At 66.4% G+C, this 12732-nt stretch carries 12 protein-coding genes; 8 read left to right on the forward strand and 4 right to left on the reverse strand.

The features are described from left to right. Nucleotides 1-82: 82 nt before the first annotated feature. The gene (locus tag AC1ROX_RS15090) at nucleotides 83-1336 is read right to left on the reverse strand and encodes an ABC transporter substrate-binding protein (protein WP_493126769.1); all 1254 of its coding nucleotides are present in this window, start codon (nucleotides 1334-1336) and stop codon (nucleotides 83-85) included. Between the two features lie 72 nt (nucleotides 1337-1408). Between AC1ROX_RS15090 and uraD the strand changes: the two genes are divergently transcribed. The 5 genes from uraD to AC1ROX_RS15115 all read left to right on the forward strand — a co-directional run bounded on the left by uraD (nucleotide 1409) and on the right by AC1ROX_RS15115 (nucleotide 6916). After that, nucleotides 1409-2290, forward strand: coding sequence for a 2-oxo-4-hydroxy-4-carboxy-5-ureidoimidazoline decarboxylase (gene uraD, locus AC1ROX_RS15095; protein ID WP_493126770.1), 882 nt, complete (start codon nucleotides 1409-1411; stop codon nucleotides 2288-2290). Nucleotides 2291-2309: 19 nt separating this feature from the next. After that, the gene (locus tag AC1ROX_RS15100; RefSeq protein ID WP_493126771.1) at nucleotides 2310-3749 is read left to right on the forward strand and encodes an NAD-dependent succinate-semialdehyde dehydrogenase; all 1440 of its coding nucleotides are present in this window, start codon (nucleotides 2310-2312) and stop codon (nucleotides 3747-3749) included. A 158-nt stretch (nucleotides 3750-3907) separates the two neighbouring features. After that, complete coding sequence (locus AC1ROX_RS15105) at nucleotides 3908-4882, forward strand: Bug family tripartite tricarboxylate transporter substrate binding protein (RefSeq protein WP_493126772.1); 975 nt, start codon at nucleotides 3908-3910, stop codon at nucleotides 4880-4882. A 67-nt stretch (nucleotides 4883-4949) separates the two neighbouring features. Further along, entirely contained in the window at nucleotides 4950-5936 is a 987-nt protein-coding gene (locus AC1ROX_RS15110; RefSeq protein WP_493126773.1) for a Bug family tripartite tricarboxylate transporter substrate binding protein, read from the forward strand. A 5-nt stretch (nucleotides 5937-5941) separates the two neighbouring features. Further along, nucleotides 5942-6916: a Bug family tripartite tricarboxylate transporter substrate binding protein gene (locus AC1ROX_RS15115; protein ID WP_493126774.1), complete on the forward strand. Its 975-nt coding sequence runs from the start codon at nucleotides 5942-5944 to the stop codon at nucleotides 6914-6916. A gap of 49 nt (nucleotides 6917-6965) precedes the next feature. On the opposite strand, the gene AC1ROX_RS15120 is transcribed toward AC1ROX_RS15115, so the two are convergent. Next, nucleotides 6966-7685: an SDR family NAD(P)-dependent oxidoreductase gene (locus AC1ROX_RS15120; RefSeq protein ID WP_493126775.1), complete on the reverse strand. Its 720-nt coding sequence runs from the start codon at nucleotides 7683-7685 to the stop codon at nucleotides 6966-6968. Between the two features lie 67 nt (nucleotides 7686-7752). Here AC1ROX_RS15120 and AC1ROX_RS15125 point away from each other — a divergent pair, with 67 nt between their 5' ends. Continuing rightward, a complete protein-coding gene (locus AC1ROX_RS15125) occupies nucleotides 7753-8535 on the forward strand; it encodes an alpha/beta fold hydrolase (RefSeq protein ID WP_493126776.1) in 783 nt (260 codons plus the stop codon). Between the two features lie 85 nt (nucleotides 8536-8620). Next, the gene (locus AC1ROX_RS15130) at nucleotides 8621-9526 is read left to right on the forward strand and encodes a cation diffusion facilitator family transporter (protein ID WP_493126777.1); all 906 of its coding nucleotides are present in this window, start codon (nucleotides 8621-8623) and stop codon (nucleotides 9524-9526) included. Between the two features lie 49 nt (nucleotides 9527-9575). On the opposite strand, the gene AC1ROX_RS15135 is transcribed toward AC1ROX_RS15130, so the two are convergent. Continuing rightward, nucleotides 9576-10772, reverse strand: coding sequence for a CaiB/BaiF CoA transferase family protein (locus AC1ROX_RS15135; protein WP_493126778.1), 1197 nt, complete (start codon nucleotides 10770-10772; stop codon nucleotides 9576-9578). An 18-nt stretch (nucleotides 10773-10790) separates the two neighbouring features. After that, complete coding sequence (locus AC1ROX_RS15140) at nucleotides 10791-11579, reverse strand: enoyl-CoA hydratase (RefSeq protein WP_493126779.1); 789 nt, start codon at nucleotides 11577-11579, stop codon at nucleotides 10791-10793. Nucleotides 11580-11660: 81 nt separating this feature from the next. Here AC1ROX_RS15140 and AC1ROX_RS15145 point away from each other — a divergent pair, with 81 nt between their 5' ends. Next, complete coding sequence (locus AC1ROX_RS15145; RefSeq protein ID WP_493126780.1) at nucleotides 11661-12728, forward strand: ABC transporter ATP-binding protein; 1068 nt, start codon at nucleotides 11661-11663, stop codon at nucleotides 12726-12728. The last annotated feature ends 4 nt before the right edge of the window (nucleotides 12729-12732 follow it).

Genomic DNA, 12732 nt, shown 5'->3' on the forward strand with positions numbered 1-12732 from the left:
CATCGGCGCACTGCGCCAACATCGACAACGGTGTCATCCCGAGCGAAGCGAGGGATCCTTCACTTTCCCTCAAAACGCAGCGTCAGGTGCGGCGCTTGTCGTTCCACGGCGGCATCGGGAAGACGAGCGGGGCGGCGGCCGATTCGAGGGGCAGCACGACGGTGGGCTTGCGCTTCAGGTTCTCGACGGCCGTGGCCTTGATGTTGACGTTCTGGCCCTTGGAGTCGAACTGGATCGGGCCGCCGACCATGACGTGCTGGTCGATCTTGATCTTGCGCAGCGCCTCCATCAGGTCGCCGGGCTTGGTCGACTTGGCGGCGAGCCAGGCTTGGGCGGCGATCAGGATGCCCTCGAAGGTGAAGCCGCCGTTGAGGTCGAGCTGGTCGTTGGGATACTTGGCGGCATGGCGCTTCTCGAGCGACACCGTCATCGCCGACTTCGGGTCGAGCCACGGCACGTTCGAGATCATGTACTCGCCGTACTTGCCCATGGTCTTGAGGAAGTCCTGCTCGTAGAGGCCGGGCGCGCCGGGGTTCAGGACGCCCATCGGCTCCCAGCGCTGCTTCACCATCTCCTGCACCAGCAGCTTGGCATCGCTCAGGCGGCTGACCGGCAGCAGCAGCTCGGCCTTGGTGGCCTTGGCCTTGGCGACCTCGACGGCGAGGTCCTTGGCCGCGACGTCGTAGCTGATCGTGTCGACCAGCTCGTAGGGCATGTCGAGCTTGGGGAAGAGCGCCTTGATGCCGGCGATCATCGAGGTGCCGAACGTGTCGTTCACGCTCATCAGCACGGCGGTCTTGGGCGTCTTGCCCGAGATCTTGAAGATCTCCTTGTGCAGCGCCAGTGCGCCGGTGATCAGCATCGGCGCCGTCGGGAAGTTGCGCACGACGAACTTGTAGCCCTGCTCGGTGATCTGCGGCGCGGCTGCGATGTTCACCACCAGCGGCACGCCGCGCTGCTCGCAGACCTGGGCGATGGCGATGGTCTGGCCGGAATCGAAGGCGCCGACCAGGATGTGGCAGCCGGCGTCGATCGCCTTCTCGGCTTGGGTGCGGGCGACGTCCGGCTTGGTCTCGGTGTCGTAGTTCACGATGTCGAGCTTCACCGGCAGCTTCATGTCGGCGAACACCTCGTTGGCGACGTCGGCGCCGCGGCGGCAGGCCTGGCCGATCTGCGCCTGCAGGCCGGAGGTCGGCAGCAGCAGGCCGACCTTGAGATCGGCCGGGCCACCTTGCGCAAAGGCCTGGCGCAGCGGTAGCGGCGCGCCCAGCAGGGTCGCGCCCGCGAGTGCGGTTTGCCCGAGGCGGCGGCGGGTGAAGGTGTTGCGGCCGGTCATTGCGGCTCCTCCCGATGGATTTTGCTGGCGCGGACTATAGAGACGGACTTTGGGGCATGCTAGGTCGCCGGGATGATCCATGCGCTCGCCGACCTAAACCGCGCGGCCCCTGCGGACTTCTGCGCTGCGGTGGGCGACACGTTCGAGCTGGCGCCCTGGGTCGCCGAGACCGTCGCCGCCGGGCGGCCCTTCACCACCGTCACGGCGCTGCACGAGGCGATGTTGGGGGCGGTGCGTGCGGCCCCGCGCGAGCGGCAGCTCGACTTCCTGCGCGTCCATCCCGACCTGGCCGGCAAGGCCGCGCGCGCGGGCGCGCTGACCGAGGACTCACGGCACGAGCAGGCGAGCGTCGGCCTCGATACGTTGTCGGAGGAGGAGTTCGCGCGCTTCCATCGCCTGAACGATGCCTACAAGGAAAAGTTCGGCTTCCCCTTCATCGTCTGTGTGCGCCGCCACACGCGCGATTCGATCCTCACCCAGTTCGAGCGCCGGCTGCGCCACGACGCCGCCACCGAGTTCGCTGCCGCGATGCAGGAGATCTTCTTCATCACGCGGCTGCGCATGGCCGCCAAGGTGACGGGCGAGGGGCCGCTCAAGGTGAACGGGCGCTTGAGCACTCATGTGCTCGATACCCATGCCGGCCGTCCGGCGATCGGCGTCGCCATCGAGCTTTACGAATTCACCGGCGACCGCGCCCATCGCATTGCCACTTCCGTGACCAATGCCGATGGCCGCACCGACGCGCCGCTGATCGGCGGCAAGCCGCTGCCGATCGGCTGCTACGAGCTGCGCTTCGCCGTGGGTGACCACTTTCGCAGCAGGGGCATAGAGCAGGGCGACCCGCCTTTTCTCGATATCGTGCCTTTACGCTTTTCCATTGCCGAGCCGGAGGGGCATTATCACGTGCCGCTGCTCTGCACGCCGTGGAGCTATTCGACCTATCGCGGAAGTTAGAGACGACGGAGGAGAACCAATGACGAGCTATAGCGACGTATCCCTGATGATCGACGGCGCCTGGACCAAGGGCGCCAACGGCCGGACGATCCCGGTCATCAATCCGGCGACGGAAGAAGTGATCGGCCAGGTGGCGCATGCCGAGAAGGCCGATCTCGACCGTGCGCTCGAGGCCGCCGAGAAGGGCTTCCAGCAGTGGCGCAAGGTCTCGCCGTTCGATCGCTACAAGGTCATGCGCAAGGCCGCCGAGCTCATTCGCCAGCGCGCCGACGAGATCGCGCCGATCATGACGATGGAGCAGGGCAAGCCTGTCATCGAGGCCAAGGGCGAGACCCTGCTCGCCGCCGACATCATCGACTGGATGGCCGAGGAAGGCCGCCGCACCTATGGTCGCATCGTCCCGGCCCGCTTCGAGAACGTGTACCAGCTCGTGACCAAGGAGCCGGTCGGTCCGGTCGCGGCCTTCACGCCGTGGAACTTCCCGATCAACCAGGTGGTGCGCAAGGCGTCGGCCGCGATCGCCACGGGCTGCTCGATCATCGTCAAGGGGCCGGAAGACACGCCCGGCTCCTGCGCCCAGCTCATCAAGGCCTTCGTCGATGCCGGCGTGCCGGCGGGTGTCATCCAGCTCGTCTACGGCGTGCCGTCGGAGATCAGCGAGTATCTGATCCCGCATCCGATCATCAAGAAGGTGACGTTCACCGGCTCGACGCCGGTCGGCAAGCAGCTCGCCGCGCTCGCCGGCGCGCACATGAAGCGCGTCACCATGGAGCTGGGCGGCCATTCGCCGGCCATCGTGTTCGAGGATGCCGACGTCGACCAGGCGGTGAACATCCTGGGCGCCAACAAGTTCCGCAACGCCGGCCAGGTCTGCGTCGCACCGACCCGCTTCCTGGTGCACGAAAAGGTCTATCCGGAGTTCGTCGAGAAGTTCACGGCCTACGCCAAGAACATCAAGGTCGGTAACGGCCTCGACAAGGATACGCGCATGGGCCCGCTCGTCGCCGAGCGCCGCCTGCATGCGATCGACGGCTTCGTGAGCGACGCCATCGGCAAGGGCGCCAAGGTCCAGACCGGCGGCCAGCGCAAGGGCAACAAGGGCTACTTCTACGAGCCGACCGTTCTCACCGACGTGCCGCTCGACGCCCGGATCATGAACGAGGAGCCGTTCGGCCCGCTGGCCCCGATCTCGTCGTTCAAGGATTTCGACGGCGTGATGAAGGAGGCCAACCGCCTGCCGTGGGGCCTCGCGGCCTATGCCTACACCACGAACAGCAAGACCATGACCCAGGTCGGCGCCGCCTTCGAAAGCGGCATGGTGTCGATCAATCATCATGGCCTGGCGCTGCCCGAAGTTCCGTTCGGCGGCATGAAGGACTCGGGCTACGGCTCGGAGGGTGGCATCGAGGCGCTCGAGGCCTATCTCAACACCAAGTTCATCAGCCAGCTCGGCATGTAAAATCGCCGCACTGGCTCGGAAATTGGCCCTTCTCCGTTTCGTCGGAGGAGGGCTTTTTCGTGGAAGCGGTCGCTCTCCGAAACGATGGACCAACGCGCGCTCGCCTTTTGATCGTGCCGACTTATACGGGTCCCGTATCGATCGAGGAGCGTAAGCATATGAAGCGTAGAAATGTCCTGGCCGCCCTGGGCGGCCTTCCGGTTGCCGCCGCGCTGGGTTCTGGTGCGCGGGCACAGGATGCCTATCCCGCGCGCCTCGTGAAGATCCTGGTGCCGTTTGGCCCGGGCGGCTCGACCGACATCATCTCCCGCCTGATCGGCAAGCAGCTCGAGACGGTGACGGGCAAGCCCTTCGTCATCGAGAACAAGCCCGGCGCCACCGGGATGATCGGCACGGCGCAGGTCAAGAACTCGCCGGCCGACGGCTATACGATCCTGCTCGGCTCGACCAGCACGCTGGCCGCTAACCCCAGCCTCTATAAGACGATGACCTACGATCCGACGGATTTCACGACGGTCGGCGTCAACGGCTCCATCGGCAACTTCATGCTGGTGAAGCAGGATGCGCCCTACAAGACGGTGCCGGAGTTCGTCGAGTACGCCAAGAAGCAATCGAAGCCGCTCTTCTCCGGTTACGGCAATGCCTCCTCGCGCGTCCCGGCGGCCCTGTTCGAAGTCACGACCGGCGTGAAGTTCGAGGAGGTCGCCTATCGCGACGCCGTTGCCTCGATCCAGGACCTCAACGCCGGCCGCGTCGATTGCGTGTTCCCCGACCAGGTGGTGGGCGAGAGCTACGTCCGCTCGGGCTATGTGCGGGCGCTCGCCGTCACCTCGAAGGAGCGCTCGCTGCTGTTCCCCGACGTCCCCGCCATCGCCGAGACCTATCCGAGCTACGTGATCATCGCCTATTCGTGCTTCTCCGTGCGGAAGGAGACGCCGGACGACATCAAGAAGAAGCTGAACCGCCTGATCATGGACGCGATCTACGAGCCGGCGGTGCTGGAGAGGGTGAAGCAGCTCGGCTTCATCCCGCCGCCGCAGGACTGGACCATCGAGCAGTGCGATGCCTTCGTGGCGAAGGAGCGCGAGGATTGGACCAAGTACATCAAGCTCGCGAAGATCGAGCCGCAGTAAGCTCGGGCGAGGTTTCGCGGGGCGGGGACTGGCAACCGTAACAATCGGCCGCTAGGTTCTTGCCTGCATGATGAACGCAACCAGACGATCGGCGATCGGCGGCCTGACGGCCGCCGGTATCCTGGGCGGCAGCCTTTCGAGGGCCGCCGCCAACAACTGGCCGACCCGGCCCATCTCCCTCATCGTTCCCTTCCCGGCGGGTGGCGGTTCGGACATGTTCGCGCGCCCCGTTGCGGCCCGAATGGCCGATTCGCTCGGCCAGCCGGTCGTGATCGAGAACCGGGCGGGCGCCGGCGGGACGGTCGGCACGTCCGTTGCCGCCCGGGCACCGGCCGACGGCTATACGCTGCTGCTGGGCGATACCGGCCTCACCTATGCGCCGATGGTCTATCCCAAGGCAGGCTTCGACTTCGCCCGCGACTTTGCCCCCATCGCCGCCCTGGGCCGCGTGCCCTATGTGCTGGTGATCAATACGGCTCGACTGCCCGTGTCCGACCTCGCGGGCTTCATCGCCGCCGCCAAGGCGAAGCCCGGCTCGATCGACATCGGTTCGGCAGGGCTGGGGACCATCACGCATCTCGCCATCGGCCTGTTCGAGCAGCGGGCCGACATCAAGCTCAACCATGTGCCCTATCGCGGCGGCGCGCCGATGCTGCAGGACCTGATGGCCGGCCAGATCGCCGCGGCCTTCGTGCTGGTGAGCGCCGTCGCCGGCCACATCCGCTCGGGCAAGCTGGCCGGCCTCGCCGTCGCCAACCGGCGGCGCGACGCCCTGATCCCCGACGTGCCGACGGCGCACGAAGCCGGCCTTGCGGAGTTCCGCATGACCACATGGTTCGGCCTGTTCGCCCCGCAGCGGACGCCGGACCCGGTCCTCGATCGCCTGCATGGCGCGGTGCAGGCCGCGATCGGCGCCGAAGAAGTCAAAAAGCTTTGGACGGAGCAGGGTGCGCGCGTCGAGCTCGAGAGCCGCGCGGAGTTCGCGAACTTCGTGACCCGCGACACCGAGCGGTGGAGCCGTATCGCCAAGGCCGCCAACGTCCAGATGGAATGAAGCCGATGAAGGTTACGCGTCGTGCCGCCTTGGGCGGTTTGCTGGCCGCGAGTGCGGCCGGTCCTGCAACGGCACAGGGTTGGCGTCCGCCTCGGGCGATGAACTGGATCGTGCCGTTTCCTCCCGGTGGCTCGAACGACACCTTCGCACGTCCCGTCGCGGCTCATGTCAGCCAGCGCTTCGGCCAGCCGGTCGTGGTCGAGAACCGCAGCGGCGCCGGCGGCACGCTGGGCGGCATGGTGGTGGCGCGGGCGCGTCCCGACGGCTGCACCTTGCTGGTCGCCAACAGCGCACAATCCTTCGCGACCGTCGTCTACGGGGACTCGGGCTTCGACCTGCTGCGCGACTTCGCGCCAGTCAGCAACATCGCCAAGGTGCCGGTCGGTCTGGTGGTCAATCCGGCCAAGCTCGACGTCAAGGATCTCGCGGCCTTCCTTGCGGCAGCGCGCAAGGCGCCGGACACGATCAACATCGGCTCGTCGGGTCTCGGCACCATGCCGCATCTCGCCATCGAGCTGCTGCAGCGTCGCACCGGCATCAAGCTGATGCATGTGCCTTATCGCGGCGGCGGGCCGGCGCTGCAGGACCTGCTGGCGGGTCAACTCGACGCCACCTTCCAGCCGCTCAGCACCGTGGCTTCCTACGTCCAGTCCGGCAAACTGCGCGCACTCGCCGTTGCGACCACGAAACGCGAAAGCGTGCTGCCCGACGTGCCGACCTTCGCTGAAGCCGGCGTGAAGGATTTCGAGGTCAGCACCTGGTACGGCTTGTTCGCACCCAAGGCGACGCCGGCCGCTGCGCTCGATGCCCTGCATGGCGCCGTGCAAGCAGCCCTCGCCGAACCGGACATCAAGCGCATCTGGCAGGAGCAGGGCGCCACCATCGATCTCGAAAGCCGCCAGGCCTTCGGCGACTTCGTGAAAGCCGAGGTCGAGCGATGGAGCGCCATCGCCCGCACCACCGGCCTGCCGATGGAGTAGGCACTCACGTTCCTCGCCCCCGCTAGGGGGAGAGGAGCCTGATTTTGAATCAGGTCTGGCCGCCGCCGTTCACCTGGATCATCTGGCAGTTCACATAGGCACCGCCGTCGGAGACCAGCAGGCCGAGCACCGAGCCGATTTCGGCGGGCGTGCCCATGCGGCCGAGCGGGACCTTGGCCATCGTTTCGAGGCGATGATGGTTGGACTCGTCGTCTTCCTCGACATCGGCCGAGATCGGGCCGGGCGAGATCGCGTTGACCGTGATGCCCTTGGGCCCGAACTCCTTGCCCAACGCCTTGGTGAGGCCCCAGACGCCGTGCTTGGCGACCGAGACCGGTGCGCGGCCGGCATAGCCGTGCATCGCGTTCATGCCGGTGAAGTTGACGATGCGGCCCCAGCCTTTCTTGATCATGCCGGGCAGGCAGGCCTGCGACAGCCAGACGGCAGCGTCAAGATCGACCGAGATGACGCGGCGCCAGTCGGCCTCGCTCATTTCGAGGAAGGGCTTGGCCGGCCGCAGCGCCGCATTGTTCGCCAGCACGTCGACCGAGCCGAACTTCGCGATCGCCTCCTGGGCCATGCGGCGGCATTCCTCAGGGCTGCCGACATCGGCCATCGCGACCATCGCCTCGACACCGAGCGCCGTCGCTTCCTTGGCGACCGACTCGCAGGCCGCGCGGTCGGACGAGCCGTTGATCACGACGTCGTAGCCCATCCTGGCGAGCGTCAGCACGCAGGCCCTGCCGATGTTTCGGCCTGCGCCGGTCACCAAAGCTGTTCTCCGCGACGTGGCCATCTTCTATATCTCCCGCTTCAAATGTTTCAGAGGGCGTGAATTGGAGCAAAGAACAATCCTGCTCGGACAGCGCCCGGCGCGAGTCTGGACCGGCGGCACCGGCGAGGCAATCGTGCTGCTGCATGGCGGATGGGCGGGCGCGGAAGCCTACTGGTCGACCGTGAGCGACGATCTCGAACGCACGCATCTCGTCGTCGCGCCCGAGCTGCCGCCGATCCACTCGCCCGAGGGTCTGCCGAGTTTCGGCGCTTACGCCGAGTGGCTCGCCGAGCTTCTGACGGCACTCGGCATCGAGCGCGCCATACTCGTGGGCAACTCGCTGGGCGCAACGGTCGCCTGGCGTTTCGCCGGCCAGTATCCCGAACGCCTGGCTGGCCTTGTGCTGGTGAACGGCTACCAGCCGCCGGTCTATTCGAAGATGCTGCGCTGGCTCGCCGGCAAGACACCGATCCGCGCTCTGGCGCGGGGCAACCTGCAGCGCCAGCACTTCGGCCCCGAGGTCATCCCGCTCGCCTTCCACGATCGCTCGAAGGTGCCGGCCGAGATCGCGCAGACTCTCGACACCTTCACCGCCGCCGCCGCCGACCGTGTCCTCGACCGGCTTCTGTCCGGCGAAGAAGCCACGCCGCCGCCCAAGGGCTCGGTCCTCCTGATCTGGGGTGAAACCGATCGCTCCTCGGTGCTCGACAAGAACGGCGCGCGGAAGACGCGTCTGTCGCTGGAGCAGTCGCGGCTGGTGACGATCCCGGAAGCGGGGCACCTGCCGCAGATCGAACGCCCGGCCGAATTCCTCCGGGCGCTGCGCGGGTATCTGAAGCGATAAGGTCGCGGCGGGCCCTGTCATCCACCCGACAGATATCCTGTTCTAAACGGCATGCAGATCAACGCTCGCGTTCGAGGAGACGATCATGGCAGGGCATTCCCACGCTTCAGGGCATTCCCACGGTTCGCACGGCCACCCGCCGGCGGGCGGATCGGCTGCCGCCCAGCATAAGACGCGCCTGAAGTGGGCGCTGGTTTTGACGGCGTCGTTCATGGTGGTCGAGGTGATCGGCGGCCTGGTTACCGGCAGCCTGGCGCTGATCGCCGACGCCGCCCACATGTTGACGGACGCCGGTGGCCTCGCGCTCGCCCTCATTGCCATCAACTTCGGCGAGCGTCCGGCAACGCCACAGAAGACGTTCGGCTATGTCCGCATGGAGGTGTTGTCGGCGCTGGCCAACGCGGTCGTCCTGCTCGTCGTGACGACGTTCGTGCTTTACGAGGCCTATGATCGCTTCCTGAACCCACCCCCGGTCCTTGCGGGGCCGATGATAGCGGTCGCCATCGCCGGCCTGGTCGTCAATCTCATCAGCATGAAGCTGCTGTCGGCCGGTTCGTCGGACAGCCTCAACGTCAAGGGCGCCTATTTCGAGGTGATGAGCGATATGCTGGGGTCGCTCGGCGTCCTGATCGCCGCCGTCGTGATCCTCCTGACCGGATGGACACTCGCCGATCCCTTGATCGGCGCTGGCATCGGTCTCTTCATCATCCCGCGCACCTGGATGCTCCTGCGGGAGGCCATCCATATCCTGATGGAGGGCACGCCGCCCCATGTCGACCTGACGTTGCTGGAAAAGACGCTGCTTGGCATTCCCGGTGTGACGGCGGTCCATGACCTTCACGTCTGGACCATCACGTCCGGCGTCGACTCCATGAGCTGCCATCTCGTGATCGACGACATGGCCCGTTCACGGGAAACGCTCGCCGCCGCGCAAGCCGCCATGCGCGACACCTACGGCCTGTCTCACAGCACCATCCAGATCGAGGATTAGGCGCTGCGAGCCGCAGAAGGCGTTTCGCGTATCTGAGGACCGATACGGACTAGACGGCGCCGCCCGACTTGAGGCCCTCGATGGCCTTCGCGTCGTAGCCCAGGCCGGTCAGCACTTCGTCCGTGTGCTGGCCGAGATCCGGCGTCGGGTTGAGGGCCTTGGGCTGCGGATAGTCCGACAGGTTGATCGGCTGGCCGACCACCTTGATGTCGCCCAGCGCGGGATGGTTGACCGCGCGGGCGATGCCGAGGTGCTGGACCTGCGGTTCGGCGAAGGTCATGTCGATCGTGTTGATCGGGCCGCAGGGGACGCCCGCCTTGTTCAGCGAGTCGATCCAGTGGGCGCTGGTGTTGGTCTTGGTGACCTCGGCCAGCCGCTCGTTCAGCGCCTTGCGGTTCTGCGAGCGCAGCGCCGGGGTGGCGTGTTCGGGATGGTCGATCAGCGCCTTGGCGCCCAGCGCTTCCGCCGCGCGCTTCCACATCTTGTCGCCGGCGGCCGCAATGTTGATGTACCCGTCCTTGGTGGGGAACACGCCGGTCGGGATGCTGGTCGGATGGTCGTTGCCGGCCTGCTTGGCCACCTCGCCCTTCATCAGCCAGCGCGAGGCCTGGAAGTCGAGCATGAAGATCTGCGCCTCGATCAGCGAGGTGTGGACCCACTGGCCCTTGCCGGTGCGCTCGCGCGTGAACAGGGCCAGCATGATCGCCTGGGCGAGCAGGAGACCCGAGGTGAGGTCGGCAATGGGAATACCGACCCGCATCGGACCGCGGCCCGGCTCACCGGTGATTGACATCAGGCCACCCATGCCCTGGGCGATCTGGTCGACACCGGGGCGCGCTGCATCGGGGCCGCTCTGGCCGAAGCCCGCGATCGAGCCGTAGATGATGCGCGGGTTGATCTTCGCCACCGTGTCGTAGTCGACCTTGAGGCGATGCTTCACGTCGGAGCGGTAGTTCTCGACGATGACGTCGGCCTTGGCTGCGAGCTTCATGAAGATCGCGTGGCCTTCGGCGCTCTTGAGGTTGAGCGTCATCGACTTCTTGTTGCGGTGCAGGTTCTGGAAGTCGAAGCCGTGGCGCGCACCGCCCATCGAGTCGTTGTTCTTACCGCCCTCGGAGGGAGGCGGTGGCGGCTCGATCTTGATGACATGCGCGCCCCAGTCGGCGAGCTGGCGCACGGCGGTCGGGCCGGCGCGATGCGCCGTGAGGTCGAGTACGGTGAGGTGGGACAGGGGCAGGGCGGTCATGGTGTTTCCTCTTGTTCCTTAGCGGCCCTTGAAGACCGGCTTGCGCTTTTCCATGAAGGCGCGGCGGCCTTCCTTGAAATCCTCGCTGTCGAAACAGGCCTCGGCCATCTTGTCGAGCTTGGCGTGGTCCTGCCTGGACTCGGGCTTGGCGATCTCGCGCGCCGCGGCCTTGGCCAGCGCAATGGTGAGCGGCGCGTTCTGCGCGATGGCGCCGGTGATGCCGTTGACCATGGCGTCGAGCTCGGCGTCGGCGGCGACGCCGTGCACCAGGCCCATGTCGTAGGCTTCCTTCGAGGAATACTGCTTGGCGGTGAACAGGAACTCCATGGCGCGGGGCAGACCGACGATGCGCGAGAAGCGCTCGATGCGCAGGAAGCCGTAGCCGAGGCCGAGCTTGGCGGCCGGCACGCCGAAGCGCGCGCCTTCGTTGCTGTAGCGCAGGTCGCAACAGGCCGCGAGGTTCATGCCGCCGCCGATGCAGTAGCCGGTGATCTTGGCGATGGTCGGCTTGGGGAAGTCGTAGAGCGCCTCGTAGCCTTCCTTGGAAATGGCGTCGTAGCGCACCTGTGCCTCGGCGTTGGCGCGTTCGCTCTCGAACTTCGAGATGTCGGCGCCCGAGACGAAGGCCTTGCCACCGGAGCCGCTGACGACGAGGCAGCGGATCTCCGGATCCTGGGCGAAGTCCTTCAGGATGTTGACGAAGCCTTCCCACATGTCGAGCGAGACTGCGTTGAGCTTGGCCGGGTTGTTGAAGACGACGTGGCCCACGGCGCCCTCGCGGCGGCCGATGATTTTCTGTTCCTGCATGCCGGCATTCCTTCCAATGAGGCGGTGAATATAGCCTGCGCCGATCGATTTGAATAAGGTGGGACTCAACAGGGAGGAATCGTGGCCTCAGTCGAACTGAAGGGCCTTTCCAAGCACTATGGCAGTGCCGTCGCCGTCGACGACGTGTCCCTGCGCGTGGAGCATGGCCAGCTCGTCTGCCTGCTGGGCCCGTCGGGTTGTGGAAAGACCACAACCCTGCGGTTGATCGCGGGCTTCATCGAGCCTTCGGCAGGCGAAATCGAGGTGGGCGGCAAAGTCCTGTCCTCGCCTTCTCGCACGGTGCCTCCCGAAGGCCGCAAGATGTCGATGATCTTCCAGAGCTACGCACTCTGGCCGCACATGACCGTGGCCGAGAACGTGGCCTACGGGCTCAAGATCCGGAAGCTCGACCGGGCCACGATCGATGCCAAGCTGAAGGCCATCCTCTCGACCGCGCATCTCGAGGCGCTGGCCGAGCGTTATCCCGGCGAACTTTCGGGCGGCCAGCAGCAGCGCGTCTCGCTGGCGCGCGCGCTGGTGGTGGAGCCCGAGACGCTGCTGCTCGACGAGCCGCTCTCCAACCTCGACGCCAACCTGCGCGAGGAGATGCGCTTCGAGATCCGCCGGCTGCACGATCAGTACCGCTACACCACGGTCTATGTGACCCACGACCAGGCCGAGGCGATGACGACCGCCGACCTGATCGCGGTGATGAACAAGGGCAGGGTCGAGCAGCTCGGTCCGCCGGAAGAGATCTATGCGCGCCCGCGCTCCGAGTTCGTCGCGCGCTTCATTGGCGGTTCGAACGTGCTCATGGCCACGGCTCTCGACGATGCCCGCGTTTCGGTTGCCGGCGGCGTCCTGCGCACGACCGGGCGGCCGTTGGTCGCCGGTCGTTCGGTCGCCGTCTCGGTGCGCCAGCACGAAATCGGCATCGCCCTCGAATCGCCACCGTCGGGGACCGAGAATCATCTGCACGGCATGGTGATGCGGCAGGTCTTCCTGGGCTCGACGCGTGATTACACGGTTGCCCTCGACGACAAAACGGAGCTGCGTGTTACCGCGCCGCCCGGACGCAACATCGCGCCCGGTCAGGCGGTCTGGCTGCACCTGCCGGCGGAACAGTGCCGGGCCCTGGCGGAGGAATGATCCC

Source organism: Reyranella sp. GW821-FHT14A01, assembly GCF_058803965.1.